The organism is Klebsiella sp. GL120222-02 (assembly GCF_003097195.1).
Classification (GTDB): Bacteria; Pseudomonadota; Gammaproteobacteria; order Enterobacterales; family Enterobacteriaceae; genus Klebsiella; species Klebsiella variicola.
Genome location: NZ_QEQO01000004.1, coordinates 326,271 through 345,285, shown reverse-complemented (window position 1 = coordinate 345,285; position 19,015 = coordinate 326,271). Strand labels below are relative to the sequence as shown.

The following is a 19,015-nucleotide window of genomic DNA, read 5'->3' as shown; positions in this document are numbered from 1 at the left end:
AACGCGATGAACATTAAAATCGATGCGCTGAACTACTACGGCGCGACGAAGAAATACCACCTCCATTTCCCGGCGCTGCGGGAAGATATTGAAGCCGACGTGGTGATTATCGGCGGCGGCTTCTCGGGGATTAACACCGCCCTTGAGCTGGCGGAACAGGGTATCACCAACGTGGTGGTGCTGGAGGCGCGCCATCTTGGCTACGGCGGTACCGGGCGCAACGGCGGCCAGGTGATGGCCGGTATCGGTCACGACATCGAAGCGGTGAAAAAGCACGTCGGCAAAGAGGGGCTGGAGACGCTGTTTAAAATCGCCAACCTCGGCGCGGGCATCATTCGCGAACGCATCCGCAAATACCATATCGACGCCGATTTCGTCCCCGGCTACGGCTATCTCGCCTATAACCAGCGGCAGCTCAAAACGCTGCGCCAGTGGGAGAAGGAGTTTAAAGCCGCTACCCCGGATGAAGAAATCGAACTGTATACCGGCAAAGAGGTGCAGCAGGTGGTTGGCTCCGAGGTCTACTGCGGCGCGCTGAAACATATGGGCGGCGGGCAGATCCATTCGCTCAATATGCTGCTCGGTTCGGCGCAGGCCGCCCATTCGCTGGGGGTAAAGATCTTCGAATCCTCGCCAGTGGTGGAGGTGAATTACGGCAAACAGGTGCGGGTACGCACCGCGATGGGCAGCGTCAAAGCCGCCAAACTACTGTGGGCCTGCGACAGCTTCCTCAACAATATGGAGCCGGAGATCTACAACAAGACGCTGGTGACCTACTCCTATCAGGTGTCGACCGAGCCCCTTTCCGATGAACTGATCGAGCGCATCAGCCCACTGCACGGCGCCTTCAGCGATATTCGCCCGGTGATTAACTACTACCGCGTCACCCGGGAAAATCGCCTGTTGTTCGGCAGCGCGACTCGCTTTGTGGAATATACGCCGAACGATTTCGCCGCCTGGAATCGCACCCTGCTGGCGGAGGTCTTCCCCTATCTGAAGGATGTGAAGATCGATTTCGCCTGGGGCGGGCCGATGGCCTGTAGCGCCAACCTGTTCCCGCAGATCGGCACCCTACGCGATCACAACAACGTCTTTTACGTCCAGGGGTACTCCGGCTTCGGCGTCACCCCGTCGCACATCGTGTGCAAAATCCTCGCCGAAGGGATCAACGGCGGTTCCGACCGCTATCGCCTGCTGAGCAGCATCCCCCACGCGACCATCCACGGCCGTGACAGCCTGCGCTTGCTATTAGTCACAGCCGGAAAATTGATGCATCAAACCGCCGGTTTCTGGAAAGGCCGGAGTTAACCAGGAGAACGCTATGCACGCTTTTAAACTTAAACACCCGGTACCTGACCTGCAGCCGATCGGCAGCGTCAGCCTGCTCGGCGCGACGCCGACCGCGGGAGACCCGCAGGTGGCCGGGGCGATGATCTACGGCGAGCCGCAGGACGCCTTTACCTGCGGACTGTTTTCGTCCACTGAGGGGAGCTTTACCATGACCTATCCGTTTACCGAGCATGCCACCGTGCTGGAAGGCGAAGTGGAGCTGACCGTCGCCGGTGGCGAGCCGCAGCGCTTTGCGCCGGGCGACAGCTGGTTTGTTAAACAGGGCACCGAAGTGGAGTGGAAAATCCTGACGCCGCGCTTTGTGAAGCACTACCTGGCGAACGTCGAGACGCGCTAACACGCTGATAATGCCCGGCGGCGCAGGGAGCGCACAGGGGGACCCGGAGGCGGCGCATTGCGCCTTCTCCGGGCTACCAAATCGCACAGCGCTGTAGCCCCGGTAAGCAGCAGCGCCACCGGGGGTTTTGAGGCCGCCAACACCGGCGTTTCAGTCAGCATGGTGAATAAATTAAAGGCAGGCCGCACGGACCGTAGGCCGGATAAGGCGCAGCCGCCATCCGGCAGAAATACGCGCAACGTGGCAAGACGGATGGCCCCGGTTTTCGGGGTCATGTTGTTTATCCACCGCGACATTCATCGACTGCGTCACAGAATCATGCGCCGCCCTCCACCTTCCGGACGATATTCATTGAGCAGGATGCCCGCCTAAATTATGACTATCCGGGAGTGGCGCTGGCTATTCCCTGCCCTACCCCATTATTGTGCAGAGGTTGACTATGTTTAGTAACAGACTCGCCAGCCATCTTGAGCGCGGCGTCGTCGGCTTCCCGACCACCCTCGCCAGCTCCGTCGGGCTGATCATGGCCAGCCCGGTGATCCTGACGGTCACCAGCGGCTTCGGCATGGGCGGCGATACCTTCGCGCTGGCGGTGCTGCTGGCCTTTATTATGATGCAGGCGCAGGTCACCACCTTTGCCGAGGCGGCGACGCTCATTCCTACCACCGGTTCGGTGTACGACTATATCGCCTGCGGCATGGGCCGCTTCTTCGCTATCACCGGCGCGCTGTGCGCCTATCTGATCGTCCATATTTTCGCCGGGACGGCGGAGACGATCCTGGCGGGCATTATGGCGCTGGTAAACTTCGAATCGATCAACGCTCAGATGGCCGCCCACCAGAACACCTGGATGGTGGGTGTCGGCATGGTGGTGATTTTCGGCTTGCTCAACGCCATCGGCGTGGAAATCTTCGGCAAGGTCGAAGTGGTGCTGACCTTCGGCATGTGGACCACACTGACTATTTTCGGCCTGTGTGGCATTTTTATGGCGCCGGTAACTCATCTTTCCGGCTGGTTCGGCACGCCGCTGAACATCAGCGATATCAACGGTCTGTTCGGCTATATCGGCATGGCGATGTTTATGTTCGTCGGCTGCGAACTGGTGACGCCGATGGCGCCGGAGATTAAACAGGCCCACCGCACTATTCCGCGGGCGATGGCGCTGGGCCTGCTGGGGGTCGCCAGCTGCATGTTTATCTACGGCGCGGCGATCAACCGCCAGGTGGAGAATACCGTGCTCGACGCGGCCAACAACGTCCATCTGCTGGATACACCGATGGCGATCCCGGCCTTCGCCGAACGGGTGATGGGCCACGCCGGCCAGTACTGGCTGGGGGTTGGGCTGCTGTTGGCTGGCTGCGCCACCATCAATACGCTGATGGCCGCCGTGCCGCGTATTATCTACGGCATGGCGCTGGACGGCGCGCTGCCCCGTTTCCTGACCTGGCTGCATCCGCGCTTTAAGACGCCGGTGATCGCCATCGCCATCGGGGTGGCGATCCCCTGCCTGCACGCCTGGTATCTGAACGGCGATCTGGACCGCATCGTGCCGCTGATCCTCGCCGCGGTCTGCGCCTGGGGCGTCGCCTATCTGCTGGTGACGCTGTCGGTGGTGATGCTGCGCATTCGCCGCCCGGACCTGCCGCGCGCCTACCGCTCGCCGTGGTTCCCGCTGCCGCAGATTATCTCCAGCGTCGGGATCATCATCGCTATCGTCAATATCACGCCACCGGGGATGGACAGCCGCCAGGTGCTGGTACCGTTCGGCATAATGCTCGGCCTGACCGCCGCTTACGCCCTGTTCTGGACGGTGTGCGTGCAGCGCGTCAATCCGTTCAAGCCGCTGGTAGTGGAAGAGGTGGTGGAGCGCGCCATCAACAATTATGAAAAACAGACCCGCGGGGAGATGACGCCAGATGTCCTCCGTCCCCTGGTTTGAGACGCCGTTAATGAACGCGGTGCAGCGCGATCTGGCGGGCTGGCCGTGCGAAAAGCTGAGCGAACGCAGCGCGCTGCTGCGCTTGAACGACGCCACCGCCGTGACCTTCAGCGTGCGTCAGAAGCGGCTGTTTATGGCCAGCATTCACAGCTGCGAGTTTGTCGTCGAGGGGCCGGTGACCCGGCCCGTGCGCGGTAACATTCGCGCCCATCAATCCGGCTGGTGGAAACGCCAGCCGATCCGCTTTATCGGCGGCAAAGGCAGCGAGGAACTCGCCAGCTATCTCAACGGTTTTCCTAATCTCCAGCAGACCTTAAGCGAGCTGGATTACCGCCGCTTTTCGCTGACCTTTGATAGTAGCGGCTGGCGCTGCAGCATTGAACCCTGGGCCGCCAGCGAAGTGGTCTGTAAAATGCCGCCGCTGCGCCGTTATCTGCGGCTGGAAGCGCAGCAGCGGATGCTGCTGCTCAGCGTGCTGGCGATGATTAATCAGGCGGTAAGTCAGTGGATGGATGAGTGAGCGGATGCCCGCGCCATCACGCGCCGATCAGGCTCTCAAGGGGGATGCCGAACTGCGCATGAAGCCGGCGAATCATCGGGAGCGTCAGGTTGCGCGTACCATTGAGAATTTCATAGACACGATTCGATTTACCAATCGCCGGCTCCAGATCTTTGACGGTCAGCCCCTGCTGCTCCATGCGAAACTTGATCGCCTCTATCGGCGTCGGCGGCTCGATGGGATAGTGCTTTTTTTCATACTCAGCAATCAGCAGGCACATCACCTCAAAAAAATCGCCCTCTGGCGTATCAAGCGCTGGTTCATTATCAAAAAAAGGTTCAACCGCGCTTAGCGCGGCTTCGTAATCTTGTTCAGTGCGGATAGGTTTTATTTTCATCATTTACTTCCTCTCAATCGTCTCAGCGTTTATCTCGTCATATTCCTTATGCGAACCGATAAACTTAACGAACACCCACCCCCGCAGATAAGCAACGGCTACGATTAACCGGTAATCATTTCCTTTAATGTTGAATACCACCCGCTTATTTTTCAATATGCTTGCGCTGCGGTATTGGTCCTTTATCTCCGCCGGGGTTTTCCAGTCTGCTTTTGTCGCTTCGTCTACCCAGGCCTTTAGCGGTTGTTCAGCGTCGGGATTCTCCGCCCAGAAGTCCCTTAAGGTTTTCACTGAGATTATCTTCATGTGCAGAGACTAGTCCCATTTCGGGACTAAGTAAAGAAAAAGTCCCGTACCGGGACTTTAGCGATCACCGTGAGCGTGAGCGATTACTGCAGGCCAAACCGTTGCGCCAGCCGATCGAGAGCCAGCCTCTGGAACTGCGCAAACTCCGCCCGCGGCTGCTGCTGCTGAATAAATTCCAGCAGCGGATCCTGGACCTCGGTACGGATACCGCTCAGCGTTTCCATCACCGCCAGGCCGCAGAACGGCACGTAGGATTCGGCGTAGCCGCCCTCGTGCACCATCACCAGTTTCCCGCCGCACAGGCGATCCGCCGCCTGCTGGACCTGTTCGGTCATCGCCCGGAAGCTGTCGCTATGTAGCTGCATCCGCGCTAATGGATCCATGGCGTTGGCGTCATAGCCGCAGGCGATAATAATCAGCTCCGGCTCAAAACGCGCCAGCGCAGGAATGACGATAGTTTCCAGCGCATAGCGCCAGCTGTCATCCCCCGCCCCGGCCAGCAGCGGAATATTAATGTTGTAACCTTCGCCCGCGCCCACGCCGCGATCGTCCTCGCCGGCGTAGCCCGGCGGGAAGCAGCCGTCCTGATGCAAGGAAATAGTCAGTACGTCGTCGCGCTGCAGGTAGATATGCTGGGTGCCGTTGCCGTGGTGAACATCCCAGTCAATGATCGCCACCTTGCCCAGCCCCAGCTGCGCTTTCGCCCGCTCGACGGCAATGGGAATATTGGCGAGGAAACAAAATCCCATCGACTGGTCCGGCAGACAGTGGTGTCCGGGCGGGCGCGACAGCGAATAGGCATTATCCAGCTCCCCCTCCAGCACCGCTTCCACCGCCGCACAGGCCAGCCCGGCGGAAAGACAGGCGATTTCATAACTGCCCGGCCCCAGCGGCGCCTCTTTGCCGAGCATGCCGCCGCCGTTATCGCTGATCGCCTTGAAGCGCTCCAGATAGCTGTCGGGGTGGATCCGCCGCAGGTCCTCAAGGCTCGCCGGCGCCGCGCTGCGCAGCGCCAGCTGCGGCGTCAGCCCGGAGACGTCCATCAGGTTTTTCATCCGCCGTTTGGTCTCCGGCGATTCAGCATGACCGCCGCCTGCGGGCGGCTGCACCCACCCGCCCACCGGCAGCGTCACCGCGTGCAGACCGGTACTGTGCCAGAAACAACGTTCATCAAAAAAGAAACCGGTTTTTCTTTTCACTCTATCCTCCCGTGGGCTAACTCTTCCCGGCGGCGGACGCCGCCGCAATCAAAATCAATGACAGCAGCGCGCAGACGCCTGCCGCCGCCAGCAGCGGGTCGGCGCTGGCAAAACGCTGCAGTAAGGCCCCGGCTAAGGCCGGACCGGCCGCCATGCCGCCGCCGATCACCAGATTGATGCTGTTCATCAGCCGGCCGTTGTTATCGAGCCCGGCCACACGGGCAAGAATAAAGGGCAGCACGAAGGTCCAGGTGAACTTAAACAGCAGCGCCGCGATGGCGTAGCGCACCAGCAGCGGCTGGCCGATCAGCAGCCCAACGCTGACGATCAGCAGGCCGTAGCCCAGCCACACCGGTAAACGATCGGCCCGCTGGGTACCCCGCAGCGCCGCGCCGCCGGCGCCGATAATGCCGCAAACCGTCGCCGCCGCCAGCACCAGACCGACCTGCGTCGGGGTTAGCCCCGCCGCGCTGCCGATGGTGCCGATAAAGGTCCACACTGCGCTGAGGCTGATATAGAAAGTGAGTACCGCCAGCACCGCCAGCGCCTGACGCCACAGCGCCGTCGACGGCTGCTGGTGGGAGGCAGAGAGCGGTTGAAAGCGCGGAGGGAAAGCTGACACCAGCGGCAAACAGCAGAGCATAATGGCGGCGAGGATCAGATAAACCACCTTCAGGCCAAAGGTCGCGAACAGGCCGGGCAGCACCAGCAGGCCAAGCATGCCTAACAGCAGTTGCCCGAGCACCCAAAAGGCGTAGACCCGCGACGGGTTCGGCGTCCCCGCCGCGCAGCTGATACACAAAATCATCAGCGTGCCGCCCGCCAGCGAGGCGAGAAAGCGCGCCGCCAGCAGCGTCTCGTACTGGGTGACCACCGCCGAAGCGAGGTTGGCGGTCAGAAACACCACCCCGGCCATCAGGGCGACCCGCCGCCAGTCGAGGCGGCTCATCCACCACCACGCCGGGAGCGTCGCCAGACTCATCGCCCCCAGCTCCGCCGAGAACAGCCAGCCGATCTGCCCAGGTTTAAGCTGCCATTCGCTGGCCAGCTGCGCCGCCACCGCCGGCGCGGTCATCAGAATACCCGGCGCAATAGCGGCAAAAATCACGATCGCCGCCAGCAAACGCAGGGAGACCACCAACCCGGCGGGCCGGGAAAGCGCATTATCAGTGAGAGGGGTACTCGACATCGTAGGCGTGCTCCGGTCAAAAAAGCCTCCCCCCGGAGGATCCTCCAGGGAGTGATACCCACAGGCATCAGGAAAACGCCGTGCTGCCACGGCGCGCGCGGGATGCGAAAGTCAGATCACAGATGCAGCGTACGCTGAGCGGCCGGCATCCAGGTTCGGGAAACCAGTTCGGTACGATTGACGACTTCGGTCTTGGCGAAAATGTTGCGCAGGTGCGTTTTTACCGTCGAGAGCGAGATATCCAGCTGGCGGGCAATCAGCTTATTGCTGGCGCCTTCGCGCACCATGCCGACGATTTCCCGCTCTTTCGCCGTCAGGATGGCGGGCAGGTCATCGTCTTCCTGCAGACAGTCGCGAATGGCCAGCTCCACCAGCGGCAGCACCGCCTGAGCCCGTTGGCGCTCTTCGCTGGAGAAAGGCACGTCGCGCATCAGCGAGATACCGGCGATGATCCGCCGCTCGCGGCGAATAAAGATCTCGGTCATGTCGCGTACGTTATTCGGCAACATGAATTCATGATAGTAATGGCGGTTGCGGTCGCAGAGCCGCGGCGTCATCGCCGCCACGGTGGTGTTCTGGTGGCTAAAATGCGAGGGCAGAAGCGGATCCAGCGGCTGGAAGTTTTCCAGATATTGTTGGTGCGTATTATCGGAAATATTATGCAATATATAGCTTTCGGGTTTTAAACGATTATTTACTCGATAAAAGACCGCTGAAGTCAGTGGAATTAGCTGGGAAATAGTCTGTAAACAACGGGCTATTATCGCATCATTACGGCTGGCTTTTAACAAAGCAGACATGATAGGGCCTCCCCGTCGAGATGATGGTACATGACACATGGATGACTACTGATAATTGAAGCATACATTTCACATTTAAGTAACACAATCATTAACATATTAACAATGTGATAGCCGTTACATAATTTTCAACAAACCATTGTTATATAAAGCATTTAAAAAACACACCCGCCATGCTTTACGATAGCCGCGTTAAAATATAAACAAAAAAGATTAACACCCGGCGTACCTGCCCCTGGTGATAAAAAAAACCTATTCCCGACGCGTCATTCTCATCCTAAAGAACGATGGATTTCTGTTTTTTTTCACTTATACCCTTAACAGGATGCAATTAATTTTCGCCGCGGCGTAATCATGTGATGACGCCTGACCCACTGTTGCCGAAATAATGAGAACGGCGCCCTGTGAGAGAGATCCATTAACCGCCACGGCTATCGTTCTTCCGGACGATAGCCGGGACCTGACGCGCTTTTTAAGGTAATCGAAGACCCCATAACAGGAGAGAGCGAATGGCGAGAGTCGTGGTGATCACCGGCGGTGGAACCGGAATTGGCGCCGCCTGCGCGCGGCTGATGTGCGCCGCGGGCGACCGGGTGTTTATTACCGGACGGCGCGAAGCGCCATTGCAGGCTGTCGCCGATGAGACCGGCGCCACGGCGCTGGTGGGCGATGCCGCCGACGGCGAGGTCTGGGGTCAGCGGCTGCTGCCGGCGATCCTCGACCAGGCTGGCGGTATTGATGTCCTCATCTGCAGCGCCGGCGGGATGGGCAACAGCCCCGCCGCCGAGACCAGCGACAGCCAGTGGCGCGAGGCGCTGGACGGCAATCTCACCAGCGCGTTCGCCAGCGTTCGCGCCTGTCTGCCCTCGCTCATTGCCCGCCGAGGCAATGTCCTGTTTGTCGCCTCCATCGCCTCACTCGCCGCCGGGCCGCAGGCCTGCGGCTACGTCACCGCCAAACACGCCTTAATTGGCCTGATGCGTTCCGTCGCCCGCGATTACGGCCCACAGGGGGTACGCGCCAACGCCATCTGTCCCGGCTGGGTCACGACGCCGATGGCGGATGAAGAGATGCGCCCGCTGATGCAGGCAGAAGGGCTATCGCTGACGGAGGCTTATCAGCGGGTCTGTCGCGATGTTCCGCTGCGCCGCCCCGCCAGCCCCGAGGAGATAGCCGAGGCCTGTCAGTTTCTCTGTTCGCCGCAGGCCGCCATCATCAGCGGCGCCACGCTGGTCGCCGACGGCGGCGCCAGTATCGTCGATGTTCCCACTCTGGCGTTTGCCTAACGCCCTACTCTGTTCAGGAGCCCCTATGACTTCAGAAGCCGTATTTATCCAGGTCGGCGCGCTGGCCGATGGTTTTGCGCCACACGGTAATTTACTCGCCACCACCAGCCTGCCCGCCGGCGAAACCTTTACTTTTTATGTCGCAGGCAGTAAGCCGCAGCAGTTGGTTATCGAAGATGACCAGACGCTCAGCTGGAACGACAAGCGCGCGCCCTGGCGGGCAACCGCCCTGCGCCCGGACATTCTGTTTATCGACTTCCTTGACCCGGAGCGGGATAACGCCAGCATTAGCGCGGTATGCAACCTGACGCAGCGCAACGCCACCCTGGTCTACGGCCAGCTGCCGGACGAAGCCGCCGCGCGGCTGGACGCCTTCAGCCGGGTGGAGCAAGGCCTGCCGCTGACCGCGGTAGAGGCACGGTTTGTTTTTGCCCGCCTGGATGAGCAGTCGGGGCCGCTGCCGGACTTTACCGATGCGCTCATTGGCATGCGCAATCAGTACACCTACAGCCCGACCGAGCGCTATGAGCACATCTATCTCAACAACAATTTTTACACCTGGCAGTGTCTGGACGGTGTGGAAAAGGGGCTGGCGGATGTCGATCGCTGCCACTATGTGCAGGTGGCTGAGGATCTCTATCTGTTCGTCTGGCGGGAGAAAATCATTCCCACGCTGGGGGTGATCCTGATCGATCTGCAGCAGATGCGCACCGACGGCAAGATCATGGGCTATCAGGGCAGCGATTTCGGCGCCCTCAGCAATTTCCCGGTCGGCGCCAGCGCGAAGATCCTCAACGTCACCCGCCATCAGGAATAAAGGGGCGCCGCCGGGCACGCTTTCAGGCACCACACCCGTCATTTCGCCGGGTGGCGGCTGGCGCCTAACCCGGCCTACGGGAGCCTCTCACAGGATCACACTTCCCAGGCCCGGTAAGCGCAGCGCCACCGGGCGATGCCATCAGGCACGGAGCCGCTTTATTGCCGGGTGGCGGCTGCGCCTTACCCGGTCTACGTTCGTACGACCTGTCGTTAATTTATTTACCATTGTTGCTGAAACTGCCGGTGCTGACGGCCTCAACATCGCTGAGACGTTCCCGGAAGGCCGGGGCAGCCCGCATGGATGCGGGCTGAGGGCCGTGTTTTGCAGGGACGCTGCCTCGGCCCGACCCGAAGCCTGCAGGGAAAAGTCGAAGGTACCACGCAGTGGCGATGTTGCTGGCCGGAGCCCGGGGGTACAGGGGGCGGCGGCGACTGGCCGCCCCCTGTGCGCTCCCTGTGCCATGAGTGACATAACGCAGAAAAAATATCGGGAGCGCAATCAGCCCGGAAATAGCACAGGAGTGGTAGCCCTGCTAAGCGCAGCGCGAGCAGGGGCATTTCCGGTTGCGCCGTCATTTCGCCGGGTGGCGGCTGGCGCCTTAACCGGCCTACGGTCCGCGTCATGTATAGCCCTTCTCCCTCTCCCCGCCGGGGAGAGGGAGTGACTCAGGCGCTGGCGCTGTCCAGTCGCGCCACTTGCTCCGCGCTCAGGCTCAGCGCCGCCGCGCGGGCAAAACTCTCCACCTGAGCCACGCTGGTGGCGCTGGCGATCGGCGCGGTCACGCCTTCGCGGCCGATCAGCCACGCCAGGGCCACCTCAGCCGGCTTCGCCCCCTGCTCGTCCGCGACCGCCACCAGGGTATCGATAATCCGCATCCCGCGCGGATTCAGGTACTTACCAATCCCCCCTCCGCGCTGGCTCTGGGCCAGATCCGACGGCTGGCGGTACTTACCGGTTAAGAAACCGGAGGCCAGGCTGTAGTAGGTCACCACCCCGATATCGCGGCTGACGCAGAGATCGCACAGCGCGCCTTCAAACGCGGAGCGGTGGTAGAGGTTATATTCCGGCTGCAGCACCTGCCAGGCAGGCAAGCCGCCTTTACGCGCTACCTCCAGCGCCCCCGCCAGCTGCATCGCATCCAGGTTAGAGGCCCCCATGGCGCGGATTTTTCCGGCCTGCTGCAGGCTGTGGAAAGCCTCCAGCGTTTCCTCCACCGGGGTTTGCGGATCCGGCCAGTGGGAGAAGTAGAGATCAATGTAGTCGGTATTAAGGCGGCGTAAGGAGTCATCTACCGCCTGTTGGATCCAAGCTTTGCTGAGCCCTTTATGGCCGGGTAGGCCTAAATCGGAGCCGACTTTGGTGAAGATTTTGACCTTATCGCGCATGCCGGGGCGCGCCTGCAGCCAACGACCGATGATGGTTTCGGATTCGCCGCCCTGGTTGCCTTCCGCCCAGCGGGAATAAACATCCGCCGTATCGATAGCGTCAAAACCGTGGTCAACAAAAGCATCAAGAAGAGCAAAACTGGTTTTTTCATCGATGGTCCAGCCAAAGACGTTGCCGCCAAAGACTAATGGGGCGATGGAAAATCCGGTTTTACCCAATGGACGTGTCATCATGCCGAGTACTCCTTAGCTTATATTCTGCTTCCCTCAGGTAACCGCAGGGGTCAGGAGAGGAGGTGATTGGATAATCAGAAAAGGAATCTTACGGCGGGCGCTCCACGCCCGCAGGTACACTCAGACATTATGTCCCGGAATAAACATCAAAGCTAAAATATTTGCCGGCTAATTTTTTATAGGTGCCGTCGGCCAGAATCTTCGCAATGGCACCGTTAATTTCCTGACGCAGTGCCTCATCGTCTTTACGCAAGCCGATCGCCGCCCCGGCGCCAAACAGCGTATCGTCCTGCAGATGGCCGCCGACAAAGGCGAATTCCTTACCCTGCGGCTGCTGCAGGAAGCTGTAGTCGGCCATCATCCCGGAGAGCACTGCGCCGTCGATGCGCCCGGACTCCAGGTCACGCACCACGCTATCGGCCCCCTGGTAGGCCACAATGTTAATCCCCTGCGGCCGCCAGTGCTGGTTAACATAAGTCTCCTGCGCCGAGCCCTGCTCCACGCCGATGGTTTTGCCCTTCAGCTGTTCCGGCGTATTGCCCTGCAGGGTATTTTTACGCGCCACGAGGAACACCGGCCCGTTATATAGCTTGTCGCTAAAGGCAATCTGCGCTTTGCGCTTCTCGGTCATGTACATCCCGGAAAGGATCGCGTCGAATTTACGCGCCTTCAGCGCCGGGATAATGCCGTCGAAATTGCTTTCCACCCACACGCATTTCGCCTGCAGCTGCTGGCAAATGGCGTTGCCTAAATCGATATCAAACCCCGCCAGCTTGCCCTGCGGATCTTTCCATTCAAACGGCGCGAAAGTCGGGTCGACGCCGAAGCGGATCTCCTTTCCCCCTTCGGCCAGCGCCGACGTCGACGCCATTAATGCCAGCCATAGCAACAGTGATTTTTTCATTCGCGTTCTTCTCCAGAGATTAGCGACAGTGCTTTTCCACCAGGCGGGCGAACAGCGTCGCGCCGGTGGTGATAATGTCATCGTTAAAGTCGTAGCCGGGGTTGTGCACCATGCAACCGCCCTTCTCCCCTTTCTCACCGTTGCCGAGCAGGAAGTAGCTCCCTGGGCGTTCGCGCAGCATAAAAGCGAAATCCTCGCTGGCGTTCATCGGCGAGACCGACTCCAGTACCCCTTCGCGGCCAAACACTTCCAGCGCCAGCGCCCGGGCGAAATCGGTCTCTTCAGGGCTGTTGGTTAATACCGGGTAGGAGTCGTACACCTCCACTACGCTGCTGGCGCCATAGCTTTTGGCGGTAAAATCAGCGAGCTCGTGAATACGCTTGATCAGCAGATCGCGAATGTCCGGCTTCATCGCCCGCACGCTCAGCTCCATCACCACGCTCTCCGGAATGACGTTGGAGGCGATACCGGCCTGGAAGGTGCCGACGCTGACCACTGCCGTTTCCCCCGGCGGCACGTTGCGCGCCACGATGCTCTGCAGGGCCATCACCAGCGCTGCGCCGGCGACGATCGGGTCGACGGTACGCTCCGGATGGGCGCCGTGGCCGCCGTAGCCGGTAATCGTAATTTTGACGGTGTCCGCCGAGGCCATAAAGTTGCCGGCGTAGAAGCCCAGCTTGCCCACCGGTAGCCCCGGCATGTTGTGCAAGCCAAAGATGCGTTCGCAGGGGAACTGCTCGAACAGCCCGTCTTTAATCATTAAATCGGCGCCGCCGATAGCCTCTTCCGCCGGCTGAAAAATCAGATGCACCGTGCCGTTAAACTGGCAGGCCGGCGAGGCGATGTATTTCGCCGCCGCCAGCAGAATGGTGGTATGGCCGTCATGGCCGCAGGCGTGCATTTTTCCGGGTACCGTACTGGCCCAGGGCAAATCAGTAGTTTCATGGATCGGCAGCGCGTCCATATCGGCGCGCAGGCCAATAGTACGCGGCGAGTCGCCCTTGCTCAGGCTGCCGACGACGCCGGTTTTACCGAGGCCGCGGGTGACCTGATAGCCCCACTCCGCCAGTTTGCCAGCCACCAGCTCACTGGTATTAAACTCTTCCAGACTTAATTCCGGATTGGCATGTAAATAATGACGGATAGAAATCATTTCATCTTCCGTCGCTTTAATTTCGGGGATTACATAATCACTCATGCCGTTCTCCGGGAAATAAATTAAGGACTTAACACGGTAACGTGGTGGAAACTTTATGCAAGCAGCATTTCTAATACCTGGAATGAACTCATCTTATTTAATAATCCGCACATTACAGAGTAATAAATAATCAAAATAGTGAAATTTAAAAATAAACGTTTATTTTATGGAGGATTTACCGTTATTTAACCTACCATTCCCGACCATATTCAGATTTAAATAAAATAAACGTGTATGAAATTACAGACGCTTTCCCTCGCCGCCATCGTCATGCTAGCGGGCTGCAGCGCGCAGGGCGATACCGCCAGCCAGCAGCGGGCCAGCATCCAGAAGATGCGCAGCGAAACCCTCAACAAGCTTTACGCCCTGCAGCCTGAGGCCCGCAGTGATATTCAGCATGCGAAGGGGTATGCGGTGTTTGCCAATAACAGCAGCAAGATCCTGCTGTTCGGGTTTGGCAGCGGTTACGGCGTGGTGCGGAATAAGGCCACCGGGAAGGATACCTATATGAAAATGGCCCAGGGCGGCGCCGGCCTGGGGATGGGGATTAAGCAGCAGCGCACGGTGCTGGTTTTCCATGATAAAGCGGCCCTGGAGACCTTTATTCGCCAGGGATACATGGTTGGCGCCGATGCGAATGCCGCCGCAAAATATGATGACAAAGGCATCGCGCCGATCGCCGCCTCCACCAGCGGCGTGGCGTCAGATACCGCCTCCCTGCCCTCGAAGGTCAACGTCTACGACCTGACCGAAAAAGGGCTGGCCGCCCAGGCAATGATCAATGGTTATAAATACTGGCCGGATGCTGCGCTGAACCCGTAGCTTTCCGCGAGTGCGCCATCGCCGGATCAGGCTTTCCCTGACCCGGCGTCGCGGAGCAGCGCATTTAGTGGCCGAGGGCGCCGCTCACCAGAATCGAGGTGATGATCCCGGTCGCCGCAGCGATCAGCACATAGTTACCGTCGATATAGGACCAGTGATGGCCTTCCGGCGGGGGCGGCAGGCCGCGGTCGCTCCAGTCGCGGACGCGATATTCATCGCCACGGAACGGCGCCGGAGCCGGGTGGCCTTTGCGGAAATCGTTCCCGCGCCAGGCGAAATGGTCCTGCTCATGACGTGCCTGATCGCGTTTGTCATGACCGTCGCGATCCGGGCCACGCTGGTCATGGTCGCCCTGATGATGCGCGTCAGGTCCGCCCTGCGGCGCATGCCCATCATGGTCCGGACCGTTCTGCCACACCGTTGGCTGCCCCGGGCGATGGCCGTCGTTCGGGCCATCGGCAAAGGCCGGGACGCTCAGCACACACGATAAAATTACTGCCAGAGAAATCATCTTTTTCATGGTACACCTCCTGATTCAGCTCCTTTGTACCGGGCAAATGTGAAGAAAGAGTGAGTAACTGGTTAACCAGGACGATTCCTGGCATCGGCTGTCGGGAAGAGGTGTGCTGATGGCGGGGCAATAAAAAAGGCCGCTTTCGCGACCTTGATTCAGACAGGTAAAAGGACTTATTCAGTCACTTTATTTTTTAACTCTTCGGCGCCGGTTTTGGTTTTATCCCAGCCCTTTTCCGCACCGGATTTGGTGGCATTCCAGCCTTTTTCACTGACCTCTTTGGTCTTATCCCACCCCTTCTCGGTGCCTTCTTTGGTCTTGTTCCAGGTTTTCTGCGCGCCTTCGCTCACCTGGCTGCCAACGCTGTCCTGCTTGCCTTCGGCAGCATGTTTCGCCTTCAGCTGCTGCTCTTCGCCCTCATGCTGGGCCTGGTGCAGCTTCTCTTTGGCGGTGTTGGCATTGGCATTCGCCGCCGCGACGGTATCATCTGTTGCATGTGTTGTCGCAGCAAAAACCGGAGCTGCAACCAGAATAGCCGATAACGCAATCATTGCTTTTTTCATAATATCCTCTCTCACGTGTCGTGTTATGAGTCGCATTCAGGATGGCACAACGAACCGGGGATGACATTAGGAATTAGCCTGAAAAACGTCTTCGACCTCCAGCCATGGCAGAAAATGCTGCCGCCGTGCGCGCCCTGTCGGCGTTGGCATAATTTCCAACATGTTTGTTACATTTTATGAAATTTGTCCTTGATATACTTGCCGTTGATGTTTGTTCGAGAATAATTCTCAGAATCATTATATTTATAAATTGGCAAACGGAACTCCTTTTATGGCAAGAAAATCAGTAAGATCGCTGTTACTTACTGCGCTGATCGCGACGCCCCTCTTCAGCTATGCAACCCAATATCCCCTGACGGTCACTGACCTCGACGGCCGGCAGGTCACCCTGGCCAAAGAGCCGCAGCGTATTATTTTGCAGGATGGCCGCGACATTATGACCCTCGCCCTGCTGGACCGGGACAATCCGTTTAAACGGCTGGTGGCATGGAATAATCTGGCGAAAAAGCAGGATGTTGCCACCTGGCAGATGCTGAAAACGACGTGGCCGCAGTCGGCCACGATCCTTGACATGGGCTTCAGCGACAAAGGGAACGTCGATCTTGAAAGCGTCATCGCCCGTCAGCCGGATCTGATGATCGCCCAGCTGCGCGCCAGGCCAGCGCTGATGGAGAGCGGCGTCATCGACAAGCTCAGCGCCCTGCACGTTCCGGTGCTGTTTGTCGACTATGAGATAGACCCGGCGAAAGATACCGCCCCCAGCATCGACCTGCTGGGCAAAGTCCTTAACCGCGAGAGCCAGGCCAAAGCCTTTACCGATTACTATCGTCAGCAGCTGCAGACGATTCGCCAGAAAACCGCGGCCATCACGCCGAAGGCCAACGTCTTCGTGGAAGCGCTGGCCGGCAACAGCGACGCCTGCTGCTTTACCCACGGCCACAGCGGCTGGGGCGGGCTGGTGGAGGCGGTCGGGGCGAACAATATCGGTTCGCAGCTGCTGCCGGGCGCCTCCGGGTTCGTCTCGCTGGAGAAAATCATCAGCATGAAGCCCGACGCCTGGATCATGACCGGCTCGAAGCGCGGCAACAGCCAGGTGCTGCCCCTGGGTTATGAGGTTAAGCCGGAGGCGGTGAAGGCCCAGGCGCAGATCCTGCTGGCGCGACCTGGGGTCAGCCAGATCCCGGCGGTACAGGCAAAGCGGACCTATGGCGTCTATCACCACTTCTATAACCACCCGTGGAATATTGTCGGCATGGAATACCTGGCGAAAGATATCTACCCGCAGGCCTTCGGCGATCTCAACCCGGATGAGACTTACCATTATATCGTGCGCCATTTCACCGACCTGCCGGACCAGCCGTTCGTCTTCTCCTGGCAGCAGAGCGAGTAATCCGGCATGCGTTTAACCTCCGACTCCGTGCTCGACGGGCTGCCCGCCGGGACCTCTGGCGTGATAGATGACTATCGCCGTATCGTGCGTCGCCGTCTGCTGCTGATGCTCCTGCTGGCGCTGTTGATTGTCGCGTCGCTGCTGCTCGATTTTATGCTCGGCCCCTCCGGTCTGCCGCTGCAGAGCCTGTGGCAGACGTTAACCGATCCGGCCAGCGCCGATCCGGGCACGCGCGCCATCGTCTGGGATATCCGTCTGCCCTATGCGGTGATGGCGATTATCGTCGGTCTGGCGCTGGGACTGGCCGGCGCCGAAATGCAGACCATCCTCAATAACCCTCTGGCCAGTCCGTTTACCCTTGGCGTCTCCTCGGCTGCGGCGTTTGGCGCCGCGCTGGCGATTGTGCTGGGTATTGGCCTGCCCGGTATTCCCGGCCAGTGGTTTATCTCGGCCAACGCCTTTATCTTCGCCCTGCTGGCGGCCCTGCTGCTGGACGGCATCACCCGCTGGACCCAGGTGGCCACCTCCGGGGTCATCCTGTTCGGCATCGCGCTGGTCTTTACCTTTAACGCCCTGGTCTCGATGCTGCAGTTCATCGCCAACGAAGACACGCTGCAGGGGCTGGTGTTCTGGACCATGGGCAGCATCGACCGCGCCTCCTGGAGCAAAGTCGCCATCCTGCTGGTCGCCCTGGCGCTGGTGATGCCCCTGTCGCTGCGCAGTGCGTGGAAGCTGACCGCCCTGCGGCTGGGTGAGGACCGGGCCATCAGCTTTGGCATTAACGTTCGCCGCCTGCGCCTGACCACGCTGCTGCGGATCAGCATACTGTCGGCGCTTTCGGTGGCCTTTGTCGGGCCAATCGGCTTTATCGGCCTGGTGGCGCCGCATATTGCGCGGATGCTCTTCGGCGAAGACCATCGCTTTTATCTGCCCGCCAGCGCGCTGATCGGCGCTCTGGTGCTCTCCCTGGCCTCCATCGCCTCGAAGAACCTGATCCCGGGGGCCATTATTCCGGTGGGGATCGTCACTTCCCTGGTCGGGGTCCCGTTCTTTTTGAGCATTATTTTACGTCATCGGGGGCAGGTATGAGCGACCAGACGTTATCCGGGCTGTCGCTGTCTCACTTCAGCGCCGGCTACCCCAGACGCAAGGTGATCGAGAACCTGACGGTTCCCCATCTGCCGCGAGGGAAAATCACCGCGCTGCTGGGGCCAAACGGCAGCGGTAAATCAACGTTAATGCGGGCGATGGCGGGTCTGGGACCCTGCCGCGGCGAGCTGCTGCTGGAGGGGGAAAATCTGCTGACGCAGCCGTTCTCACGTCGCGCAGAGCAGGTGGTCTATCTTCCGCAGACGCTGCCCGCCGGCGTGCATCTGCATGTGCTGGAGTCGATTATCGTTGCCCAGCGCGCCGCCGGAGGACGCCACAGTCCGCAGCACCAGGAGGAGGTGATGGCGCTGCTGCGGCAGCTGGGGATTGCCCATCTGGCGATGAGCTACCTCGATCAGCTCTCCGGCGGGCAAAAGCAGCTGGTGGGTCTCGCTCAGTCGCTGATCCGCCAGCCGCGCCTGCTGCTGCTCGACGAACCGCTCAGCGCCCTTGACCTCAACTACCAGTTTCACGTGATGGATCTGGTACGCCGGGAGACCCGACGGCGCAACATCGTAACCCTGGTGGTGGTGCACGATATCAATATTGCCCTGCGTCATGCCGACCACGTGCTGATGCTCAAGGCGGGCCAGTTGCTCGGCGACGGCACCCCGGCCGCGGTCATCACCCCCGAGACCCTGGCGGCCGTCTATGGGGTGCGCGGGCGTATTGAACCCTGTTCGCAGGGGGTGCGGCAGGTCATTATTGACGGCCTGGTGGACAGCGAGGCCTGA

General features: G+C 59.8%; 20 protein-coding genes. 10 read left to right on the top strand and 10 right to left on the bottom strand.

Annotated elements, in window-relative coordinates:
* The first annotated feature begins 6 nt into the window (after positions 1-6).
* From N438_RS15585 to N438_RS15570, 4 genes are all read left to right on the top strand, one after another.
* Entirely contained in the window at positions 7-1,308 is a 1,302-nt protein-coding gene (locus N438_RS15585; RefSeq protein ID WP_116696363.1) for an FAD-binding oxidoreductase, read from the top strand.
* 13 nt (positions 1,309-1,321) lie between these two features.
* Complete coding sequence (locus N438_RS15580) at positions 1,322-1,687, top strand: cupin domain-containing protein (protein ID WP_002892824.1); 366 nt, start codon at positions 1,322-1,324, stop codon at positions 1,685-1,687.
* Between the two features lie 439 nt (positions 1,688-2,126).
* Positions 2,127-3,626: an APC family permease gene (locus N438_RS15575; RefSeq protein ID WP_038422219.1), complete on the top strand. Its 1,500-nt coding sequence runs from the start codon at positions 2,127-2,129 to the stop codon at positions 3,624-3,626.
* On the top strand, positions 3,604-4,146 hold the full coding sequence (locus N438_RS15570) for a DUF3156 family protein (RefSeq protein WP_048330777.1): 543 nt from the start codon (positions 3,604-3,606) through the stop codon (positions 4,144-4,146). Before N438_RS15575 ends, N438_RS15570 begins: the two co-directional genes overlap by 23 nt.
* Positions 4,147-4,162: 16 nt before the next feature.
* Here N438_RS15570 and N438_RS15565 read toward each other — a convergent pair whose 3' ends face one another.
* The 5 genes from N438_RS15565 to N438_RS15545 form a co-directional block, all read right to left on the bottom strand.
* Positions 4,163-4,525: a helix-turn-helix domain-containing protein gene (locus N438_RS15565; protein ID WP_008805516.1), complete on the bottom strand. Its 363-nt coding sequence runs from the start codon at positions 4,523-4,525 to the stop codon at positions 4,163-4,165.
* Positions 4,526-4,828, bottom strand: a complete 303-nt coding sequence (locus N438_RS15560; RefSeq protein WP_004178884.1) for a type II toxin-antitoxin system HigB family toxin — start codon at positions 4,826-4,828, stop codon at positions 4,526-4,528. It lies immediately after the preceding gene.
* Positions 4,829-4,911: 83 nt separating this feature from the next.
* Complete coding sequence (locus tag N438_RS15555) at positions 4,912-6,027, bottom strand: class II histone deacetylase (protein WP_044614733.1); 1,116 nt, start codon at positions 6,025-6,027, stop codon at positions 4,912-4,914.
* A gap of 16 nt (positions 6,028-6,043) precedes the next feature.
* Entirely contained in the window at positions 6,044-7,216 is a 1,173-nt protein-coding gene (locus N438_RS15550) for an MFS transporter (protein ID WP_116696362.1), read from the bottom strand.
* A 116-nt stretch (positions 7,217-7,332) separates the two neighbouring features.
* On the bottom strand, positions 7,333-8,016 hold the full coding sequence (locus tag N438_RS15545) for a helix-turn-helix transcriptional regulator (RefSeq protein WP_012968769.1): 684 nt from the start codon (positions 8,014-8,016) through the stop codon (positions 7,333-7,335).
* 509 nt (positions 8,017-8,525) lie between these two features.
* Here N438_RS15545 and N438_RS15540 point away from each other — a divergent pair.
* Both N438_RS15540 and N438_RS15535 read left to right on the top strand, forming a co-directional pair.
* Positions 8,526-9,302, top strand: a complete 777-nt coding sequence (locus N438_RS15540; protein ID WP_016160425.1) for an SDR family oxidoreductase — start codon at positions 8,526-8,528, stop codon at positions 9,300-9,302.
* Between the two features lie 25 nt (positions 9,303-9,327).
* Entirely contained in the window at positions 9,328-10,119 is a 792-nt protein-coding gene (locus N438_RS15535) for a MoaF C-terminal domain-containing protein (protein ID WP_048963760.1), read from the top strand.
* A gap of 668 nt (positions 10,120-10,787) precedes the next feature.
* Here N438_RS15535 and N438_RS15520 read toward each other — a convergent pair.
* The 3 genes from N438_RS15520 to N438_RS15510 form a co-directional block, all read right to left on the bottom strand.
* Positions 10,788-11,741 carry an aldo/keto reductase gene (locus tag N438_RS15520; protein ID WP_012968772.1) on the bottom strand — a complete coding sequence of 318 codons (954 nt, stop codon included), beginning with the start codon at positions 11,739-11,741 and terminating at the stop codon, positions 10,788-10,790.
* A 127-nt stretch (positions 11,742-11,868) separates the two neighbouring features.
* Complete coding sequence (locus N438_RS15515) at positions 11,869-12,645, bottom strand: ABC transporter substrate-binding protein (RefSeq protein WP_002892707.1); 777 nt, start codon at positions 12,643-12,645, stop codon at positions 11,869-11,871.
* A 19-nt stretch (positions 12,646-12,664) separates the two neighbouring features.
* Positions 12,665-13,843, bottom strand: a complete 1,179-nt coding sequence (locus N438_RS15510; protein ID WP_012542544.1) for a M20 aminoacylase family protein — start codon at positions 13,841-13,843, stop codon at positions 12,665-12,667.
* 234 nt (positions 13,844-14,077) lie between these two features.
* Here N438_RS15510 and N438_RS29085 point away from each other — a divergent pair, with 234 nt between their 5' ends.
* A complete protein-coding gene (locus N438_RS29085) occupies positions 14,078-14,665 on the top strand; it encodes a YSC84-related protein (RefSeq protein ID WP_008805508.1) in 588 nt (195 codons plus the stop codon).
* A 64-nt stretch (positions 14,666-14,729) separates the two neighbouring features.
* Here N438_RS29085 and N438_RS15500 read toward each other — a convergent pair whose 3' ends face one another.
* Entirely contained in the window at positions 14,730-15,185 is a 456-nt protein-coding gene (locus N438_RS15500) for an RcnB family protein (RefSeq protein WP_012542546.1), read from the bottom strand.
* A 167-nt stretch (positions 15,186-15,352) separates the two neighbouring features.
* Entirely contained in the window at positions 15,353-15,742 is a 390-nt protein-coding gene (locus tag N438_RS15495) for a hypothetical protein (RefSeq protein ID WP_002892699.1), read from the bottom strand.
* A gap of 271 nt (positions 15,743-16,013) precedes the next feature.
* Here N438_RS15495 and N438_RS15485 point away from each other — a divergent pair, with 271 nt between their 5' ends.
* Genes N438_RS15485 through N438_RS15475 form a run of 3 tightly spaced genes read left to right on the top strand, consistent with a single transcriptional unit; the run spans position 16,014 to position 19,015 of the window.
* On the top strand, positions 16,014-17,132 hold the full coding sequence (locus tag N438_RS15485) for an ABC transporter substrate-binding protein (protein WP_012968773.1): 1,119 nt from the start codon (positions 16,014-16,016) through the stop codon (positions 17,130-17,132).
* Positions 17,133-17,192: 60 nt separating this feature from the next.
* The gene (locus N438_RS15480) at positions 17,193-18,221 is read left to right on the top strand and encodes an iron ABC transporter permease (RefSeq protein ID WP_074075518.1); all 1,029 of its coding nucleotides are present in this window, start codon (positions 17,193-17,195) and stop codon (positions 18,219-18,221) included.
* Positions 18,218-19,015 carry an ABC transporter ATP-binding protein gene (locus N438_RS15475; protein WP_021314466.1) on the top strand — a complete coding sequence of 266 codons (798 nt, stop codon included), beginning with the start codon at positions 18,218-18,220 and terminating at the stop codon, positions 19,013-19,015. Before N438_RS15480 ends, N438_RS15475 begins: the two co-directional genes overlap by 4 nt.